This is a genomic window from Weizmannia sp. FSL W8-1119, from assembly GCF_038008605.1.
GTDB lineage: Bacteria > Bacillota > Bacilli > Bacillales > Bacillaceae_C > Weizmannia > Weizmannia coagulans.
In genome coordinates, this window is sequence record NZ_JBBOZL010000001.1 from 2,136,634 (window position 1) to 2,155,176 (window position 18,543).

Annotated in this window: 20 protein-coding genes, 2 tRNA genes, 1 other RNA gene and 4 pseudogenes; 13 read left to right on the forward strand and 14 right to left on the reverse strand. The window is 45.8% G+C overall.

All coding sequences use genetic code 11. The features are described from left to right. Positions 1 to 55: 55 nt before the first annotated feature. From NSQ19_RS10550 to NSQ19_RS10560, 3 genes are all read left to right on the forward strand, one after another. Entirely contained in the window at positions 56 to 250 is a 195-nt protein-coding gene (locus NSQ19_RS10550; RefSeq protein ID WP_013860056.1) for a DUF3311 domain-containing protein, read from the forward strand. Further along, entirely contained in the window at positions 247 to 1,716 is a 1,470-nt protein-coding gene (locus tag NSQ19_RS10555; protein WP_340702822.1) for a sodium:solute symporter family protein, read from the forward strand. Before NSQ19_RS10550 ends, NSQ19_RS10555 begins: the two co-directional genes overlap by 4 nt. 163 nt (positions 1,717 to 1,879) lie before the next feature. Beyond that, a tRNA-Leu gene (locus tag NSQ19_RS10560) sits at positions 1,880 to 1,963 on the forward strand. A gap of 301 nt (positions 1,964 to 2,264) precedes the next feature. On the opposite strand, the pseudogene NSQ19_RS10565 reads toward NSQ19_RS10560, so the two are convergent. Together NSQ19_RS10565 and NSQ19_RS10570 are read right to left on the reverse strand one after the other, a co-directional pair. Then, positions 2,265 to 2,354: pseudogene (locus tag NSQ19_RS10565) on the reverse strand (four-helix bundle copper-binding protein); the annotation flags it as partial. A 45-nt stretch (positions 2,355 to 2,399) separates the two neighbouring features. After that, on the reverse strand, positions 2,400 to 2,618 hold the full coding sequence (locus NSQ19_RS10570) for a DUF2933 domain-containing protein (protein WP_013860060.1): 219 nt from the start codon (positions 2,616 to 2,618) through the stop codon (positions 2,400 to 2,402). 216 nt (positions 2,619 to 2,834) lie between these two features. Here NSQ19_RS10570 and NSQ19_RS10575 point away from each other — a divergent pair, with 216 nt between their 5' ends. From NSQ19_RS10575 to NSQ19_RS10585, 3 genes are read left to right on the forward strand one after another with little or no spacing between them, the layout of a single operon-like run. Further along, entirely contained in the window at positions 2,835 to 3,272 is a 438-nt protein-coding gene (locus tag NSQ19_RS10575; protein ID WP_118499309.1) for a hypothetical protein, read from the forward strand. A 30-nt stretch (positions 3,273 to 3,302) separates the two neighbouring features. Then, positions 3,303 to 4,700, forward strand: a complete 1,398-nt coding sequence (locus tag NSQ19_RS10580; RefSeq protein ID WP_029143013.1) for a sensor histidine kinase — start codon at positions 3,303 to 3,305, stop codon at positions 4,698 to 4,700. Further along, positions 4,675 to 5,349 (forward strand): response regulator transcription factor, encoded by a 675-nt coding sequence (locus tag NSQ19_RS10585; RefSeq protein WP_017554156.1) that lies wholly within the window; start codon positions 4,675 to 4,677, stop codon positions 5,347 to 5,349. The genes NSQ19_RS10580 and NSQ19_RS10585 overlap by 26 nt, the downstream gene beginning before the upstream one ends. Before the next feature lie 71 nt (positions 5,350 to 5,420). On the opposite strand, the gene NSQ19_RS10590 is transcribed toward NSQ19_RS10585, so the two are convergent. Further along, on the reverse strand, positions 5,421 to 5,975 hold the full coding sequence (locus tag NSQ19_RS10590; protein ID WP_013860065.1) for a YdhK family protein: 555 nt from the start codon (positions 5,973 to 5,975) through the stop codon (positions 5,421 to 5,423). A 210-nt stretch (positions 5,976 to 6,185) separates the two neighbouring features. Here NSQ19_RS10590 and NSQ19_RS10595 point away from each other — a divergent pair. Further along, a pseudogene (locus NSQ19_RS10595) lies at positions 6,186 to 6,683 on the forward strand (SDR family oxidoreductase); the annotation flags it as partial. Between the two features lie 96 nt (positions 6,684 to 6,779). On the opposite strand, the gene NSQ19_RS10600 reads toward NSQ19_RS10595, so the two are convergent. Both NSQ19_RS10600 and NSQ19_RS10605 read right to left on the reverse strand, forming a co-directional pair. Continuing rightward, positions 6,780 to 7,433 carry a YkyA family protein gene (locus NSQ19_RS10600; protein ID WP_029143012.1) on the reverse strand — a complete coding sequence of 218 codons (654 nt, stop codon included), beginning with the start codon at positions 7,431 to 7,433 and terminating at the stop codon, positions 6,780 to 6,782. Next, a complete protein-coding gene (locus NSQ19_RS10605) occupies positions 7,430 to 8,365 on the reverse strand; it encodes a polysaccharide deacetylase family protein (RefSeq protein ID WP_029143011.1) in 936 nt (311 codons plus the stop codon). Before NSQ19_RS10605 ends, NSQ19_RS10600 begins: the two co-directional genes overlap by 4 nt. Positions 8,366 to 8,874: 509 nt before the next feature. Here NSQ19_RS10605 and NSQ19_RS10610 point away from each other — a divergent pair. The 4 genes from NSQ19_RS10610 to NSQ19_RS10625 all read left to right on the forward strand — a co-directional run bounded on the left by NSQ19_RS10610 (position 8,875) and on the right by NSQ19_RS10625 (position 10,485). After that, a complete protein-coding gene (locus NSQ19_RS10610; protein ID WP_259299144.1) occupies positions 8,875 to 8,997 on the forward strand; it encodes a hypothetical protein in 123 nt (40 codons plus the stop codon). Between the two features lie 145 nt (positions 8,998 to 9,142). Continuing rightward, positions 9,143 to 9,216: transfer RNA gene (locus NSQ19_RS10615), tRNA-Pro, on the forward strand. A gap of 672 nt (positions 9,217 to 9,888) precedes the next feature. After that, positions 9,889 to 9,996, forward strand: coding sequence for a YjcZ family sporulation protein (locus tag NSQ19_RS10620; RefSeq protein WP_073193886.1), 108 nt, complete (start codon positions 9,889 to 9,891; stop codon positions 9,994 to 9,996). Between the two features lie 327 nt (positions 9,997 to 10,323). Then, a complete protein-coding gene (locus tag NSQ19_RS10625; protein ID WP_340702823.1) occupies positions 10,324 to 10,485 on the forward strand; it encodes a hypothetical protein in 162 nt (53 codons plus the stop codon). 248 nt (positions 10,486 to 10,733) lie between these two features. Here the strand turns inward: NSQ19_RS10625 and NSQ19_RS10630 are convergent, their stop codons facing one another. The 4 genes from NSQ19_RS10630 to NSQ19_RS10645 all read right to left on the reverse strand — a co-directional run bounded on the left by NSQ19_RS10630 (position 10,734) and on the right by NSQ19_RS10645 (position 12,103). Beyond that, positions 10,734 to 11,009, reverse strand: a complete 276-nt coding sequence (locus tag NSQ19_RS10630) for a hypothetical protein (RefSeq protein ID WP_340702824.1) — start codon at positions 11,007 to 11,009, stop codon at positions 10,734 to 10,736. 210 nt (positions 11,010 to 11,219) lie between these two features. Continuing rightward, a non-coding RNA gene (gene ssrS / locus NSQ19_RS10635) (6S RNA) lies at positions 11,220 to 11,414 on the reverse strand. 46 nt (positions 11,415 to 11,460) lie between these two features. Continuing rightward, the gene (locus NSQ19_RS10640; RefSeq protein ID WP_029143018.1) at positions 11,461 to 11,757 is read right to left on the reverse strand and encodes a rhodanese-like domain-containing protein; all 297 of its coding nucleotides are present in this window, start codon (positions 11,755 to 11,757) and stop codon (positions 11,461 to 11,463) included. 85 nt (positions 11,758 to 11,842) lie between these two features. Further along, a complete protein-coding gene (locus tag NSQ19_RS10645; RefSeq protein WP_029143019.1) occupies positions 11,843 to 12,103 on the reverse strand; it encodes a metal-sensitive transcriptional regulator in 261 nt (86 codons plus the stop codon). A 488-nt stretch (positions 12,104 to 12,591) separates the two neighbouring features. On the opposite strand from NSQ19_RS10645, the gene NSQ19_RS10650 reads away from it, so the two are divergent. Continuing rightward, positions 12,592 to 13,374, forward strand: coding sequence for a thermonuclease family protein (locus NSQ19_RS10650; RefSeq protein WP_340702825.1), 783 nt, complete (start codon positions 12,592 to 12,594; stop codon positions 13,372 to 13,374). A gap of 99 nt (positions 13,375 to 13,473) precedes the next feature. Here NSQ19_RS10650 and NSQ19_RS10655 read toward each other — a convergent pair whose 3' ends face one another. Next, entirely contained in the window at positions 13,474 to 13,983 is a 510-nt protein-coding gene (locus tag NSQ19_RS10655; protein WP_019721441.1) for a PTS sugar transporter subunit IIA, read from the reverse strand. A 98-nt stretch (positions 13,984 to 14,081) separates the two neighbouring features. Continuing rightward, a pseudogene (locus NSQ19_RS10660) lies at positions 14,082 to 14,234 on the reverse strand (helix-turn-helix domain-containing protein); the annotation flags it as partial. Positions 14,235 to 14,554: 320 nt separating this feature from the next. Between NSQ19_RS10660 and NSQ19_RS10665 the strand changes: the two are divergent. Continuing rightward, a complete protein-coding gene (locus NSQ19_RS10665; RefSeq protein ID WP_265114946.1) occupies positions 14,555 to 15,337 on the forward strand; it encodes an SDR family oxidoreductase in 783 nt (260 codons plus the stop codon). A gap of 278 nt (positions 15,338 to 15,615) precedes the next feature. Here NSQ19_RS10665 and NSQ19_RS10670 read toward each other — a convergent pair whose 3' ends face one another. The 3 genes and pseudogenes from NSQ19_RS10670 to NSQ19_RS10680 form a co-directional block, all read right to left on the reverse strand. After that, the gene (locus NSQ19_RS10670; protein ID WP_017554802.1) at positions 15,616 to 16,086 is read right to left on the reverse strand and encodes a divergent PAP2 family protein; all 471 of its coding nucleotides are present in this window, start codon (positions 16,084 to 16,086) and stop codon (positions 15,616 to 15,618) included. A 60-nt stretch (positions 16,087 to 16,146) separates the two neighbouring features. Next, positions 16,147 to 17,296, reverse strand: a pseudogene (gene solA / locus NSQ19_RS10675) (N-methyl-L-tryptophan oxidase). Between the two features lie 75 nt (positions 17,297 to 17,371). Continuing rightward, the gene (locus NSQ19_RS10680) at positions 17,372 to 18,538 is read right to left on the reverse strand and encodes an NAD(P)/FAD-dependent oxidoreductase (RefSeq protein ID WP_340702826.1); all 1,167 of its coding nucleotides are present in this window, start codon (positions 18,536 to 18,538) and stop codon (positions 17,372 to 17,374) included. Positions 18,539 to 18,543 lie beyond the last annotated feature (5 nt).

The following is an 18,543-nucleotide window of genomic DNA, read 5'->3' on the forward strand; positions in this document are numbered from 1 at the left end:
ATCAGCCGCTTTTTCACCGGTTGGCCTTTTACACTAAAAAAAGTGAGGTTTTCAAATGAAATTCGTCCTTGCATCACTCCCATTTCTTGCTTTAATCATTGGCATGTTTTTTGCAAACCGTACCAATCCGATGATTCTCGGAATGCCTTTTATCATGTTCTGGACCGTGTTGTGGGTTGTTTTATCGACGGTTGTAATGTTCATTATCTATAAAACCGATCCGAAAAACCAAAGGGGGGATGCCGAATGAACAGCGCACTTCTTGTTATCCTCATCTTTTTGCTGGTGTCACTCTATCTCGGCATCCGGGCGCGCCGGGGCAAGCAAATGAACCTTGAACAGTGGGCAACCGGCGGCAGAAGTTTTGGAACATTGTTTGTATTCTTGCTAAGCGCCGGTGAAATTTACACGACTTTCACTTTTCTCGGCGGCAGCGGATGGGCTTACGGCAAAGGGGGGCCGACGCTTTATATACTCTGGTACGGCTCATTGGCTTATGTTCTTTCCTATTGGCTGCTTCCGGCCATTTGGCGTTATGCAAAAGAACATAAGCTGTTGTCCCAATCCGACTTTTTCGCGAAAAAATACAATAGTCCCGCACTCGGTGTCCTTGTTTCGATTATCGGCATCATTGCCATGATCCCGTACCTTGTTTTGCAGTTAAAAGGGCTCGGCAGTATCGTCAGCATTACTTCTTACGGCTCGATTTCTTCCGGCGTCGCCATCTGGATCGGCGTGATTGCGGTAACCATTTACACCACGATTTCAGGCGTACACGGAACAGCCTGGACATCCGTCATGAAAGATGCATTGGTTTTGGCCGTCGTCGTTTTTCTCGGCATTTATCTCCCCGTTCATTATTTTGGCGGCTTTTCAGATATGTTTCATGCTATTGACCAGGCAAAACCCGGCTTTCTTGCGCTCCCGCACCAAGGGATGAGTGTATATTGGTTCATTTCGACCGTTTTGCTGACGGCACTCGGTTTTTACACGTGGCCGCATTCTTTTGCCGCCTCCTTTACAGCGAAAAATGAAAAAACGTTCCGCCGCAATGCGGTGATTTTTCCGCTGTATCAGTTGATCCTGTTGTTCGTATTCTTTGCCGGTTTTGCGGCGATTCTGACTGTAAAGCCGGCACTTGAAGGAGCAGCAACCGACAATGCCCTGCTCGTTCTTTCTATTGAAAGCTTCCCGCACTGGTTTGTCGGTGTCATCGGCGCTGCCGGTCTGTTATGTGCGCTGGTACCGGGGTCGATGCTGTTGATGAGCGCATCCACAATGATTTCGAAAAACTTGTTTAAAGTATTTAAACCGACCGCCAATGAAACACAAGTGGCCAATGTTGCCAAATATTTGGTTCCGGTCGTATCTTTAATTGCCCTCTACTTCACATTTAACGGCGGGCAAACCATTGTTGCCCTGCTGTTGATGGGGTACAGCATGGTTACGCAATTTTTCCCGGCGATCGTATTCAGCTTTATGAAAAATAACCCGATTTCAAAAGCAGGCGCATTTGCTGGAATTGTTGCGGGCGAACTTGTCGTTTCCTATGTGACGATCACGAATCAGACGGTTGCGACGCTGTTGCCGTTTATGCCGCAAGCAGTCAAAGACTTAAATACCGGGATCATCGCCATGGTTTTGAACTTGATTGTAACCTTTGCCGTGAGTGCTTTTACAAGAGACAGACAAAAAAGCGTTGAAATGGCTGCGTAAACTATTTCCCAAAAAGGAGCCGTGCATGCACGGCTCCTTTTTTAACAAGCTTTCCAGGGATCCAAAAAAATTTTAAAAAAGGTATTGCTTTTTTCTACCGGGCATTATATAATAAATTTGTCGCTGATGAGGCGAACAAAAACAAAAACAAAAACAAAACAATGCGGATGTGGCGGAATCGGCAGACGCGCTAGATTCAGGTTCTAGTGGTGGAAACACCGTATGGGTTCAAGTCCCTTCATCCGCATCACAAAAAGCAAGGATTTCAGTTTATGGCTGGGATCCTTGCTTTTTTATGTTGATATTAAATTTCCTGCCGCATTGTTCCGGAGACCAAGAAATATAAAACAAATACATCGAATTGTTTTCTGCCGGCCATCCATTTCATGATGTTAGGAGCGCCACGAGAAAAATTGGTTTTTACCTTGATTTAAACCGGCGATCCAATTTTTATTTTCTTCCGTTCGCTTAAACTTAAACACATCATTCCCGTTTTATTGATTTTGCCAAAAACCGGTTCCCTTTTTGATAAGGGAACCGGCTTTGTGTCAGGCCATTTTCCGGCAAGCTTCCGCACAGCGCAAGCATGCTTCGGCGCATTTTTGACAATGGTCATGGCTGTATTTCCTGCATTCCTCGCTTAACTAAAAAGGCAGGATCATTTTTCTCCTGCCACTTTATCTTCATGATGTTTTCTTCTGATCATATTTATCAAATGCATCCAGCCTTTTTTTCAATCTTTGATTTTCCTCTTCCAACTTCTGAATCCTCTTATGCATCCCATGGCTATGTTCCAGATGGGCTTTTTTTCCGTGCCCGCCTCCATGGCCATGTCCCCCTAACATCATGAAGATCATCATGAGCGGGCATGCAAGAAACAGCAAAGCATTTAACCATTCCATTTGTACTTCCCCCTTCTTTGCATCAATCGTAAAATTTTCCTGTGCAGAAAATGTGGAGATTTTCGAGGAACGCCCCCTCTTCACGCTTTGTTCACAACCCCTTATATCTTTTATAAAAGCACACGAATATGCATACTTTCTTCAAATTTATGATTTATACTATCTTTGATCATTTTTTGCAGACGGCAAATTATAAAGTTACAGGAGATGAAAAGCATGAGCAAAAGGTTGGCAGGATTGGCAGCCATTTTGAGTTGCATACTCATTCTTGCAAGCTGCCAAAGCAAAACCAGCCAGGGGAAAGATGCCAGCCCTAACAAAGACCCCGGGCTGAGCGAAAAACAAGTGGAAGCCAAAATCAACGTCCAGCAAAACGGCAAAAATAATCTCTATGCTGTCAACTTAGTATCCGGAAAGCTCGGCACAAAAACAACCGGAAAAGTACTGACGGATACAGACTGCACTGCGGACATCAAAGGCGTGAGCCGCTGTAAATCGAAAATCAAGTTGGCGGATGAAAGCGTGATGAAGGTGATTACGCCACATAATATGAAATATTATCGGTGCTATAATATTGGGGAAAGAGTGACTGTCATACCGGGAAAAGACGGGCAAACTTATGTCCGGGTCAACACATCCTCAAAAGCAAGTTAATTTTTTGCAGAGAATTCCAAACGGGCGGGGGTGACGAAGCTGAAGCATTTAAATCATATTTCTTTTAAAATTGGCTTGATTTTCTTTGTGATTATGATTGATTTGGAAGGATTCGTGATTTACTTTTTGCACCAAAATATAGTCAAAGAGCGTGTAAAAGATGAATTCAATTCGCTTTTAGTGAGAAGCAACAGCCACCGGGATGTGCTGGAACAATACAATGACCCGGATTCCATCCACCGTGTTGCTGTAATGGAATCCAAATCCGATCTCATCGTGATTGTATTAAATGGCAATAAAAAATCCATCATTGCTTCACGCCCGCTCGACCGGGGAATGCGAAACATCATTTCAAAGCCCGTTGGCAAAATCACACACAAGGGAAAAATCATAGAAAAGCATTGGGAAGATGAAAAGTACATTGCATCCGTCAGCCCGTTTAAAAACGGCTATGTCTACATGTTTAAGGATACAAAACAAGTTCAGCAGCTGATCTCACAAATGAACCACCACTTCTGGATCGCCGGCCTTCTCGCATTCGGCATTACGCTGATTTTGATCATCCTTTTATCCCGCATTCTGGCGAGGCCGCTGATTAATATGAAAGTAGCGACAAAGAAAATTGCGAAAGGTGACTTATCTGTTGAAATCCCGGTTTACAGTAAAGATGAACTCGGACAGCTTGCTGAATCGATCCGCACGTTGGCCCGCGAGTGGAACCATCTTCGCGAGGAAAGAAGCGAATTTTTGGCTTCCATTTCTCATGAACTCCGCACGCCATTAACTTACATCAAAGGTTATGCAGATATTGCGCGGAAAAACAACTGTGCGGATAACGAAACCTATTTAAATATTATTTATGAAGAAGCCGCGAAATTGTCAGATATGATTCAAAATCTGTTTGATTTGGCGAAAATGGACCGGAATTCATTTCAAATCCAAAAGCAAAACTTCCCGCTGTTTCAAATGCTAAAGCAAATTGAACATAAATTAAGCCCGGCTTTCCAAAACAAAAGGATCATCCTGACAGTGAAGTGTCATCCTTCCATCCTGCTGATTGCAGACCCGGTCCGTTTTGAACAAGTCGTCATCAACCTGCTGGATAACGCTTATAAATATTCAGAGCCACATACGAATATCTTTCTTACCGTAAAAAAAGCAGATGGAGCATGGAAACTCATTGTGCAGGATCATGGAAAAGGGATACCCGAAGAGGATCTTCCCTATATTTTTGAAAGATTTTACCGGGTTGATAAGTCCAGATCAAGGTCTTTCGGCGGTACGGGGTTAGGCCTTGCGATTGTAAAAGAAATTGTAGAGGCTCACAATTGGCATATTCACGCTGACAGCCGGGAAGGTATTGGGACCACTATGGAAATCCGGTTTCAAGGAGGAGATATCATTGAAGAAGCTGCTGCTCGTAGATGATGAAGAAAGGATGCTGGATTTGCTTGCGTTGTATTTGGAACCGGCAGGATATGCCTGCGACAAGGTAACACGGGGACCGGAGGCAATCAGGTATATTCAGGAGGAAACTTACGATCTTATTCTTCTGGATATCATGATGCCAGAAACGGACGGCTGGGAAGTTTGCAGACAGATCCGGAAAATGAGCCAGGTGCCGGTGATCATGCTAACGGCGCGTACAGATAAACCGGATGTTGTCAAAGGGCTGAAAATCGGTGCTGATGATTATATATCCAAACCTTTTGACGAAAAAGAACTTCTCGCCAGAATTGATGCAGTCTTACGGCGTTCCAACCAAAATCAGAATGAAACCATTGAAAAAAACGGATTAAAATGGGATCCGGTATCTTTTCAAGTATTCTGCCAGAATCAGCCTGTCAGCGTGACACCGAAAGAGTTTGCGATGCTTGGGCTGTTTCTGCAGCATCCGAATCAGGTTTTCTCCCGCGAGCAATTATTAACTTCTATCTGGGGATATGAAGTGGAAACAGAAGACCGGACCATTGACTCTCATATCCGCAATGTACGGGATAAATTAAGAAATGCGGGATTCCCGGTTGACAGCCATTTGCAGACGGTTTGGGGCGTTGGATATAAGTGGGTATGGTGAAAAATGAAATTTAACGTTGAACACGGCAAAAAAGGGGCTGCCTGAAGAGCCCCTTTTAATCCTATTTAAAATTACTTGGCGGAAAGTTCATCTTCTGTTACCCATTTATGATTGGTTACCTTTTCTCCGCCATTCGCCGGCGTGTAATCCACCATATAGACTGTTGTTTTCTTTGACGAAACAATTTCAGCAGATGCCCCTTTCATGCCTTCCATATGATTTGCTTCCAATGTCACTTTTGTTCCTGGCTTTAACGCTTTATTCCCCGCCCCTTTAATTTCTTCCTGAACAACCCATTTATGGTTTTTTACTTCGGCTCCGCCTGTTACGGGCTTATAATTCACCGCATAAACGGTTGTGGCGTATGCAGCTTTTACAGTTGCTTTCGCGCCATTCATCCCTTCCATATGGTCAGCGTGGATGACAACCTGGCTGCCTGTTTTATATTTTGGGTTACTTTCTTTTTTCATTCCTTTTGGTACTTCGCTCGAGCCGGAATGATTCATTTCCATGTGTGAATGGGAATCCGCGCTTTTGCTATCCGCAGATTTTGTTTCACTGTTGCCGCATGCCCCTAAAGAAAAGAGAATTGCGAGAGAAAAAATGCCTGCTAATACTTTTTTCATGATCTTACGTCCCCCTTGTCGCTTATCCTTTCTTTTAAAGATACCCGGCATTTGTGCAGAAATTGTGCATTTTACTGTTTACACAAGAAAAATATTGCGTGAATACGGTAGTTTCACGGCTTACTCCAGGACTCAACGCTGTTTTCAATATGGCTTTCAAATACATCTGAATAGGGTTTCATCAAATCGAATGGCGACCAGGCGGTTTACCGGGTAACAGATGTGACCAAACCGGAAGATTCCCGGGAGCTTGTCCGGCTTGCCAAAGATGCTTTCGGCGGTGTAGTTGTGATTTTCCTGAACGCCGGCATTATGCCGGATTCCCCGCTTTCCGCATTAAAAACGGACGAATGGAACAGCATGATCGGCATTAACATTAAAGGGGTTTTAAACGGGATTGCGGCAGTATTGCCAACGTTTATCGCGCAAAAATCAGGGCATATCATTACAACTTCTTCCGTAGCCGGGCTTAAAGCTTACCCGGGCGGGGCAGTTTACGGCGCAACGAAATGGGCGGTACGCGATTTAATGGAAGTATTGCGCATGGAATCCGCACAGGAAGGGACCAACATCCGGACTGCGACAATTTATCCGGCGACCATTAACACGGAATTGCTGGAAACGATCACGGATAAAAATACATCACAAGGCATGACGGCACTGTATGAGCAATATGGCATTACGCCTGACCGGGTTGCCAATCTCATCGTATCACCCAATTTTCCAGCCGTTTTCCTGTCCCAAAAAAAGAAGCCCGGGACCGGCATAATGCCGGTCCCGGGCCTCTTTAAAAAAACGCCCAATTTAATAAAGCCCTGCTTTTTTAAAATACTTGTCTTTTTCGCGGTTATACCGTTTCGTATCCTGGTTGAATTGGCGAATCGTTTGTTCCATTTCCCCATTGTATTCATTTATTTTTTTTATTTGATTATCTAACTCGTCCGGGCTGAACTTCTCCAGATTTTTATAAAATTTGCCTTGTAATGCCAATTGTTTTTTATAATCACCAAAAAAAGTGTTCATATATTTTTTGCGCTCATCCATGATGGTAAGCAGCTTCTGCGCCTGTTTCCGCTGCCCGCCGTCTTTAATTTTTTCCACATTTTCTTTTATGGATGTCGATTGTTCATATGCCTTTTGGAAATTCTTTTTGGATTTCCTCAGCTCTTTCCACTGCTTTTCGGTATAGCTGTCCGCCGTTTTTAATTTCCGCTTCACTTCCGGGCGGTTTTCGTCATTCAGTTCAAGTTGGTTTAAATCAGCATAAATGGACGCCACTTTTTCTTTATATTGGTCCAGCTTCTCCTGGTTCGCGACAAAATCTTTTTCATAGGATGCGGATTTCTTTAATTCTTCGTATATGCTGTCCGCTTGTTTTTTGTCTGAATGGCACCCGGCAAGAAGCAAAAGAAGCCCCGGCAACATCATTCCGAATACAATAAATCTTTTCACCCTCATCTTCTCCCCGTTTCAACTGGATGACGGATTGGATGACAGCGGCCTTCACACGGAAACGTTACCGCGGGCGTTTTATTGGTCAGTACTTTTGTTTTATAGCCCTGCTTCTTGATAAACTTTAGTAACTTCGGCAAATATTTAACGGTTTCCGGTTTGTCATGCAAAAGGATGACCGGCGTTTCCCCTGCCTGTTTTTTTTGCCGGATTTGCTGAATCGTATACTGGACATACCGTGCATCTTTTAACTCCCAGTCGCTGCTGTCCACATTCCAATCCCAAATATGGAACCCATTTTTATCCAGTAAATCGCGCATTTCATCTGTTAAATACGGAATACTTCCATACGGGAGGCGTACCATATAAGATTTTACACCCGTGACGTTTTCCAATATTCTTTGATCCTCAGCCATTTCGTGTAATGGCGCGGATGTATTGCTGTAGATCGCTCTTGCTTTATGTGTGATCCCGTGCAAGGCAAGCCCGTTTCCATTTTTGTACATGCGTTTTACGACTGCCGGATGCTCTTTTATTCTTGGCCCGAGCATGAAAAAGGTCGCTTTCATCTGATAAGCTTCCAACAGATCCAATAACTGGTTGGCCGCACTCGACGGGCCGTCATCAAATGTTAAGTAAATGGCATTTTCTTTCAAATCTTTCTCGTTTTGCTTCGCCACTTCTTTCTGTCTCTCCGCTTCTTTTTTCTGCCGCTGTTGCCCGATCATCGATTTGTACAAAGGAGAACCCGCAAACACTGTCATTGGCGCAGGCGAAAAAGATAAAGTGCGCAGTGATACAGCATGCGCATCTTTTCCTTTGTCTTTCGCTGACATCTTTTCCCCTTTGCCAACGAGTCCGGCCAAAACAACAACAATCAACGTAAATAAGAGCGCCGACACAACTTTTCCCTTGAAATTTAATTTCCTGCCGCGCATATCTCTCTCCCCTGCTCAAAGGCTCACCGTATTTTTCATTTGCTGCCATCTTCCGACATCATCCGCAAAAACTGTCAAACATATATGATTCAGTATACACGAATATCCACAATTTTACCATACTCTACAAAATCTTAATTGTTTGATCATTTTATTCTACATCTTGCTGCAGTCAAATTTCGACAGAGTGAAACGCGAATAGCGTGCTTATCCCTGCTATGGCCGTTTTTTTGTTTTTATTCCCTTAGAATTTTTGAAAAAACGTTCCACTTAAGCACCTTCCCTTATTCCTGAACCCTCCCGCCTTTCCCCCTGCCTGTTTGTAAAAGGCAGCACAACCCACTCATGGCGAATGATAAAGCTGAAGGTGATGAAAATGAAGGTCATTTTAAAAGCACGATGCGTGATTTTTTATGGCCTTTCAGTTTCCGGATTGCCCGGCGTTAGCTGCATGAATTTTACTGGACCGCGCCATCAAACATAAAGAAATGCCGAATGAAGAAACAATGTTGGCTTCGCTGGAAAATACGGGAATCGACATCATACCGGCGGCGGTGATTCCCGATGATATTCCCCCTAAAAAAACCTTTAAGCTTTTCCCAAGCGGCAAAACCTTCTTATTTTCCAGTTGAAAAAGGAATGGCTGCCGGCCCGAAACCAAGCCGGAAAAAATTTCTTTAAAAAAAATAAAAAAAGGCTTTGACAAACGAAATTTATTGTCGTAGAATAATATTTGTCAGCAAGAGCTAAGGAGCTGGCAAGCAAAAATAAAATAATCGGGAAGTAGCTCAGCTTGGTAGAGCACTACGTTCGGGACGTAGGGGTCGCAGGTTCAAATCCTGTCTTCCCGACTACTAAAAACCTTGATGTATCGCGGATGCATCAAGGTTTTTTTCGTTTTCAGCCGGGGTGATTTGCCCGTTGTTTACGCATTCCGTCAACAATTCAGCATTAAAACTGAATGCCCCTTTGATTAAAATTCCAGTGGGGATAAAAAGCCACTTTTTTCTTCACCCATTATGGCCCATCATTCCTTCATGCTTTATGCGTATTAACTTCTTGCTGCTTGTCCGGATGGAATGCCCCCTGTCTCTGTCCTTCCATCCATCCATAAACGTATATTTCTTTTTCATTAAGATGTTTGTCCATTCCAATCCAGTGATTCATTCATTTAATGTAGAGAATTTACGATGAGGAGGTGTGTCAATTGTATTGCAGACCAATAATTGCTACCCCAAGATACATAATTCACAATTGTTTTGTCCCGCGTTTCCAACCCATCATCCATCCACTCGTGGAAGTGAACCGTACAAATGTCGTTACAGTTCCTAGGCATATGTTGAAACCGATCAGAAAAAATGAAGTGGTCTATCACAATCGTCCTTTTCCATGCCGGCATTTTTGGTAGTGCCAGCAAAGCCACTTCGCCTTTTCTTCATCCCTTTCACGTTTGTCCTTTACACCTTTCTTCGAAACATCATATTTTAAATACAAGATATCTTAAGGAAAGGAGGTGAAAGTCAATGACAGATGGTGGTTACAGCACGGGCACATCTTTTGCCCTGATTGTCGTTCTCTTTATCCTGCTTATTATTGTAGGAGCGTTTTATATGGGTGGCTCCGGATATTAAGCATAATCAGCAAACTAGAGAGAAAAAAGTCCCCCTCCACTCAGGCAGCCTCCATTTTGAAGCGTATCATTACGCTTCTTTTTTATTTGCTTTGTCATTGACAAAAAGATCCATGCCATGATGAAAGCACACCAAAAAAGGATAAAAAGCAGTTGGCACAATGATTCGGAGCAGAGCCGATGAGGGCAATATGGCGTTGTCTACGTACTTAGTGAATAAATGTTCCGCTATATCGCATTTTTAATAGGCTGGATAGAAAACCGGTTAAGCCATAAATTGGTTAAAAAACTTCCGATTAACACACCCTATGTTTGGGAGGTGATAAAAATGGAAGAAGAAAAAAGTTACAAATCCAATACTTACTCGTACAATAACCAGCTCGAAGGAAATGTCCAGTCGCAAAATACCGGCAGCGAAGAGGAAAAAGGGCTGGCTGATACCATTCAAAATGTGATGAACAAAGTCACCGGACTCGGGGAAACCGAGTAAAGCGAGAAGGCTGCCGCAAAAACCGTTGAGACGATCCTCAACGGTTTTTTGAACGCTTCTTGCAAAAGATCAGCCGGTCCGCGAAGTTCTTTTACGCAAAACTGCCCAACGTTAAGATTGGCGCGATTTTGGCACGCTTCTTTTACGCAGAATCTGTTAAGAAGACGCGCATTTCAGCGGCCTTTCTTTTCTTAGGGCGTCTGTGCGTAAATATATAGTACCCTTCCTCTGTGCAGAACACTCCTATGTCAAGATAGGCGGAAAACTTGGCAGGCTTCCTTTATATAGAGCGCCCCTGGTTTCATTTTATACAGCAACAGGCCATTCAACAGGCCGCCGACCGGAAGCAGCAGCATCTTATAAGGCACGGGCAGCGCACCTGTTTTTCCGCTTAAAAAATTTAAAGATTTCAAAAACAAACCGACCGTGGTTCCGGCCACAATGCCAATCAGTACGGCTATAGCGACATAGACGATCATGGTAATAAACATCACGGCAGGCTCAATGTATTTCATTTGGTTCACGTTTTCCCACTCCTGCATGTCAAAACATTGTTAGTTTTATTATACACCCCGTAATACCGAGCGCAGATAAACGTGAAAAAAATGGACCGGGCACTGCATCCGGGGCGCAAGGATAACAGGCTCAGCTAATGCCTCCGGTTTGCTTGGAATATCCGGTTCTTGAATGGGAAAACCCCGCCCTTCTAAGAAGGACGGGGTTTAACAGATTATGTATGTGCCGCAGTTGCCGTAATTAAACTAAGAAAGTTTTAGAACCACACTCCTCAAAGTGGGTGTCCGCAAAAGCGTTCCTGCCATCCTCCCTGCCAAACGGCAAAAGGCTCGGCATTCCCGCAATAATGTTAAACTCCCTATAACATTTTAAAGGTTAAAACTTTATTAATATTACGTACAACGCAGCTTGTACTCTTATACTACGCTTTATGCACCGCAAGATCAAGAGGAAAATTTTTCATTCCGTTTCACCGGTCCAGGCCATCATGCCGCCTTCCAGGTTTGTGACATCAAAACCCTGGCTTTCGAGAAACTGGCATGCCATATAGCTCCGCCCGCCGGAATGGCAAACGACAATATAGTCTTTGGAACGGTCAAGATCCTCTAGGCGGAATCCCAGCAAACCGAGCGGAATATGCAGCGCGCCCGGAATTTTCCCTTCCGCCACTTCCTCCGTTTCGCGCACATCGATAATATTGAGTTTTTCACCCTTGTTCAGTTTTTCCTCGACTTCCTTCGCAGAAATTTCTTTCATCAAAATTCCTCCCTCGTAAAACAAAATCCCCTCTTTTTCGAAAAGCGCAGGCCTTGCCAGCGATGATTTTGCGGAAAATCCGATGTCAGCGGCTTTTCACAAGCAGGTTGACCGCTTCTTTTACAAGGCTTCCCGCGTCTTCCCCGTTTTGTTCGGCATTTTTCACACATTCCACCAGATTGGTGCTGACAATGACGCCGATCGTGCGGTCAATTGCCGTCCGGGCGGCAGACAATTGGGCAATGACCGCTTTGCAGTTGTCCTTTTCTTCCATCATCCGCAGTACTCCCCGCAATTGCCCTTCGATTCTTTTGACACGGTTTTTGATTTGCGCATCGTATTCCACCTTTTTCCCTCCCCGGTTCCAAGATAGTATAAGAATGAATATGAAATCCTTTTCTGCGTAATAAACGGATGCTGAAATTGGCTTCAAGCCGGCTGGAAGCAATGAGGTGAAGACTGCCTTTTGGAATTTCGCCGGAAAACCGCTTTAAATAAGCCGTCGGAATCACAATGGCATCCCCGGTACCGCTTCCGGCATGCTGGTAATCCCTCACATCGACCACCACTTTATTTTCAATCACATCTTTTCTTAAATCCGCCCGCACGGTACCGCGAACGGGAACGTAACGTGTATAGCCGGTTTTCGTGAGAATGAGCGCAAGAACGAGCAAAACAATATACATTTATACGGATGACCTCCTGCCCGTAGTTCGGTTACAATCCCCATCATATACCCCAGGTGGTATTATTGTCAAATGGATTGCTTAAAGAAACCCGCTTGAAATGGTAAAATAAGGGCGCTACATTTTTTAAAAGCAAGGAGAAGGGGAAATGAAGACAAAAACAGCAGGCTGGTTCACGCTCTTTTTGGCTATGATGCTCGCCGTTGCAGGGTGCGGGCTGCATCAAAACAGCACAAAAACGGGCACAGAACCAAAAACAGCGCAACAAACAAATACCGGGCCGGGAGAAAACCGGCAAACGGCAGGCAAGCAAATTGCTGTTAAACTTGCCGGTGTTACCGATGGGGACACGATTAAGATTTATTATCATGGAAAAGAAGAGACGGTCCGCTATTTGCTCGTTGACACGCCGGAATCAAAAAAACCGGGTATGTGCGTACAGCCGTATGCAAAAGCGGCCTATTACCGGAACAAGCAGCTCGTTTCAAGCGGCAAACTGACGATCGAATTTGATCACGGGGCAAAACGCGACAAATACGGGCGGCTCCTCGCTTATGTATTCGTAAACGGCAAGTCCGTGCAGGAAAAGCTGCTGAAAGAAGGGTACGCGCGCGTGGCCTATGTGTATGAACCGCCCTATCAATATTTGGGCACTTTCAAAAAAGCCGAACAGCGGGCTAAAAACGAAAAGCTCAGGGTCTGGTCGCAACCCGGGTATGCAACAGACCGCGGTTTTAACGGGTGCGAAAAAGGCAGTTCCGCATCCAGTGCTACCGGCGGGGAGAGCCGTTCCAGCAGCGGGAGCAGCGGTTTCCAAAACTGTACGGAACTGCGCAAACAATATCCAGACGGCGTGCCGCGTTCAAACCCTGCTTATCGCTCCTATATGGACGGCGACAAGGACGGATACGCATGCGAACCATACAAGTAAGAAGCAGGCTTGCACAAGCCTGTTTTTTCTTTTTGCGGCGCAGGGCACCCCGGCTTGCACCACCTTCCCCGCCGCTTGCTTCGAGCCTGCTTTTTGGTTTCACAGACAAGCCCGCATGATTTCCGTCTGCCCGGCAACCGCCTCAACCCCGGTGCTTTTTTCGAGCGATTTTACAAGCTCTCCGTTTGTAATGATGATCGCTGTAATCGTATCCGCTGCATTGGCTTTGATAAATTCCAGATTAAAGCGAATCAACGGATCGCCTTTTTTAACTGTGTCCCCCGCCTGCACAATCGTTTCAAAACCCTTTCCTTCAAGCGAAGCCGTTTCCAGTCCGATATGAATCAGAATTTCCAGCCCTGATTCCCCGCGCAACCCGATTGCATGCTTTGTCGGAAATACTTGGATCACCTCGCCGTCAAACGGGGAAACGGCACGCCCCTCTAACGGCCTGATTGCCACGCCGTCTCCAATCATTTTTTTGGAAAAGATGGGATCGGGCACATCCTCAATCGGCGTCACCTCTCCTCCCATTGGCGCAAAAATATGCTCTTCCTTTCTTTTTCGGTGGAAAAATGGAAACAAAACGGACACCTGCCTTGTTTTCAACTAAATACACCTTCTATTTTAACATGTATGAAAAAAAAATCCGGCAGTTTTCATTGAAAATGCCGAATTCATCATCTGTTCTTACTTGCAGGCCGGACTTTATCATCCTTGAACTTTTCATACGTTTCTTTGCGTTCAGCTAACATCTTATTGTAGACAAAGCGAACACAACCAAATGTCTTAGCTAATCATGCGGATTGTTCTTTGTTTGGTAACAAACGAAACTTGAAAGCTTTGTTTTGCTTGGCCATATCCATTCACCTCACTTTGTGCGGAAAAATTTCGTATATATTGATTATATCGTAAAAATCCGTACAATCAATATGAGGTGATATTGCTCCGGTGCATGGAAACGGCCGTTTTTCCGAACGCTAATGTCTTATTCATAAACGGCAGCGCGTGCCCATTTGCCCCGGGAAAACACCCAATCGAATGGTCCCCTTCTTCCATTTTGACCCCTTCGTCATGCTTTTCCGGCAAAGCCCGGCTTCTCTTTTCTATCCTGTCTGTTACAAACAGTTGAAGAACGGGTAAACTACTGTCGTATTCCATCGGAGAGGAGTAAGTGAAGATGAGATTGAAAGATAAAGTAGCGATTATAACCGGCGGCGGTTCCGGCATCGGGGAAGCGTCCGCTTTGAAACTGGCTGCAGAAGGCGCAAAAGTTTGCGTAATGGATATTGAACAGGAACGGGCGGATGAGGTGAAAAGACGGATTGAACAAAATGGCGGGGAGGCAATGGCTTTGGAAGTCGACGTCGCTGATCCGGAACGGGTGAAAGCGGCCATTGACAAGACAGTCGGAGAATGGGACCGGCTGGATATCGTGTTCTCCAATGCCGGCATTAACGGGACAGTGACACCGATTGAAGATTTGTCCCCGGATGACTGGGATCAAACGTTGTCGACCAATTTAAAAGGGACTTTTCTCCTGACAAAATATGCAATCCCGCATATGAAAAATAGCGGCGGCAGCATTATCATCACAAGCTCGATCAACGGCAACCGTATTTTTTCCAACATCGGCATGTCCGCCTACAGCAGTTCAAAAGCCGGGCAGGTAGCATTTATGAAAATGGCCGCTTTGGAACTTGCCCGCTATAAAATCCGGGTCAATGCTGTTTGCCCGGGGGCGATTGAAACAAAAATCGAGCAAAACACGAACCGTACGGAAGCGCTCGAGAAAGTGCAAATTCCGGTTGAATTTCCGGAGGGCGACCAGCCGCTTTCCGAAGGGCCGGGAAAACCGGAACAAGTTGCCGATCTCGTTTTGTTCCTTGCATCGGACGATTCCAGCCATATTAGCGGCACAGACATCTATATCGACGGGACGGAATCGCTGCTGCGGGGATAACGTTTATTGACGCATCCGGCCCCGGCCATCCGCATGTTGAAGGTGCGCAGAGCTTTTCCTAAAATCATGTTTGGCATCCTTTCCAAGCCCAATTTAAAAGGCGGCGTTGTCTCTTTGAAGCCACTGAAAAAGCACTGCAAAAATAAAAAAGACGTTGACACACTCCTGCTATTTGTGTTTCAACGTCTTTTTGCATTCTATATGTTGTATGCACGGTAATACAAAATCACTTTTTTAATGGCGTTGTCTCTTTTCGCCGCCTTTCTTTTTTTGCGATTTTAAAACGGATAAAATATGAATGCCAACACGGCAGTGAGGATGCCCGTAATGATCCCGAAAAATACTTCTGCCGGTTTATGCCCTAAAAGTTCTTTCAGTTTCTGCCGGGATTCCGCATTTGTTGTCTCCGGATCTTTCATTGTCTCCATGAGGCGGTTAAAGTCGGCGAGCAGGCGGTTCAGCACTTCTGCATGGAAGCCGGCCTGCCTGCGCACACCGGTGGCATCGTAAATGACAATGGATGAAAACACGATGCTGATGGCAAAGGCATTGGAACCGAATCCGGAAGTCAGCCCGATCGCCGTTGTAAGGGCAATGACCATCGAGGTATGCGAACTGGGCATTCCGCCTGTACTGAACGCCATTCTCCAGTCAAATTTCCCTGATGTGATGAAATGAATGGGCACTTTTATGATTTGTGCTACAAGCATTCCAAGTAAAGCGGATAAAATCGGATACGATAAAAACATTTTTCCTCCTTCATGAAAAAAACTATTTTTTCTGTCCGGCTGTGTACGCTGCGATGATGATCATGCAAGAGCCACCCGGTTAATTGAAAAAAGCGGCAATGGGCTTTCGGCATTTTCTTTTAACACCATTTGGCTGAGCATCTCTCCGACACTGCTTGCAAATTTAAAGCCGTGTCCTGAAAATCCTGCGGCTATGGCCACATTGGGATATACAGGAAGGGTATCGATGATGAAATGTTCATCCGGCGTATTGGTGTACAAGCATACTTTTCCCTTTTTTAAGCGGCCGGCTGCCCCCCCCCCGCATGTATGTTTTCAAAAAGGCCCGGATATCTCCTTCGTCTTCACGGTATGCGCCAAATTCCCGGTTCATTGTATCAGGGTCTGCCGCCTGCCCGCCGTCATGGCGCCCGACTTTCACGCCGCTTCCATTAAAACTTGGAAAACCGTAGTATGTTCCTTCGTATCCGTCCATTGTAAAAGCCGGAAACACATCTGCATTGAACAGCGCTTCGTCCGCTTCAAACCAGCCGACCGTTTTCCGGACCGGCTGAAGCGGCAAATTGAGCCCTAAGTTTTCAAGCAGTTTCCCGTTCCACGCACCGCCGCTGACAATGCATTTTTCAGCGGTGAATGTGCCGCTTTCTGTTACAACAGTGACAGTCCGGCCGTCGGTTTTCAGATCTGTAACCTGGGTATTGGCAAGCAGGCGCGCACCCTTTGCTTCCGCCAGTTTACGGCAGGCGCGGATGCAGTTTTCCGGAAACAGGACGCCGGCATCCGGTTCATAAATGGCACGGTAGCCCGCGGGAAGCGAAATGCCGGGCCAGCGTTTTTCCACTTCCGCGCCGGCCATCGTTTCAATCGGGAGGTTGTATGTATTTGCGCTTTCGACTGCTTCGTTTAAAAAGGCCGCATGATCCTCCGGGCTGAAACTGAGGACGCCGGTTTTGGCAAAAATCTTTTCTCCGGAGGCCTTTTCCAGTTCATCCCAAAGCGTTTGCGCCCGCAACACGAGCGGCACGTAATCCCGCCCTTCCCCGTAGGCATGGCGGATGATTCTCGTTTCGCCGTGGTGGCTGCCGGATGTATGCGGCGGGTCAAAAGCATCCAGCAAAAGCGTTTTTACACCCTGGCTTACCAGAAAATAACCGGCTGCCATTCCCATTGAACCGGTACCAACGACAATAACATCGTAATGTTTCTCCATTGTATTCCCTCCCTCTCCGTTATTATAACTATAACATGTGGTTTGGAAAATTTGGCAAAAACAGAAGATGCCCTTTTAATAAATGGCATCTTCTGTAACAAGGTCGTTTTCCGCAAACCGTTCGACCCGGAGCGGTGTAAGATCAATGGTTTCATACTTTCCGGTCCGGATCAGCTCCGACAGCCCCTTTCCGACGGCCGGCGCCTGCTGCATACCGTGCCCGCTGAACCCGAACGCGGCAAAATACCCTTTCATTTCCGGATGCTCGCCGATGATGGCATTATGGTCGGCAGTATTGTAGTCATAAAGGCCGGCCCAGCCGCGTTCGACTTTTACCTTTTCAAAATTCGGGATGCGCTGCGCAAGAACAGGCCAAATCTGCTCTTCAAATTCGGACCGCTTCCAGCTGAAGTCGATCGCCGGCTTTTCCTCTTCCCCGTATCCGGCAATGATTTTGCGCCCCTCGTGCCGGAAATAGACACCAGTCGGATCCATTGTCAGCGGCAACGGTTTTGTAAGCGGTTTTTTCACATCAAACATAAAAATCCGCCGCGGTACTGGTATAATCGGAAGCGGCAATCCGGCTTTGCTGCTCAATCCGGAAGCCCAGGCGCCCGCACAGTTCACGACAACAGGCGCAAAAAACGCCCGGCCATCTTTGAGCCGCACGCCTTTTATCCGGCCCTCTTCCGCCAAAAAGCAGTCCGCTTCTTCATAAATATATTCCGCGCCGAGATGTTTCGCATTTTTTATAAACCCTTGCATCGCCGTGTACGGGTCCAAATACCCGCTTTCCGCACAGTACAGCCCGCCTGCAAGATCACGCGTGATTAATTCGGGAATGAGCGCCACAAGCTCTGTTTTCCCAAGCCATTCAGATAAGACGCCGTTTTGGTGCTGGAGCTTTAACTGCTTTTCAAAAAGCGGCCTCATTTTTTCTGCCGCTAGAAATAAGTATCCGCGCTGTTTCAAATCGATTTCAAAAGTTTCGTTCCCGATGGCCATGTTACGGGTGAAATTTTGATAGGCTTTAAGGCTGTACCGGCTCATTTTAATATTAATCCCCGTTGTAAAAAGCTGCCGGATGCCGCCTGCGCTCCGCGGGGTTGACGCATATGCATAGGAGGGGTCCTTTTCAAACACAATGATCCTGCCGGTAAACCCGTCCGCGAGCAAATGGTACGCCACACTCGAACCGATAATCCCGCCGCCAACAATGATCACATCCGCCTTGTTTTTCATCCCAT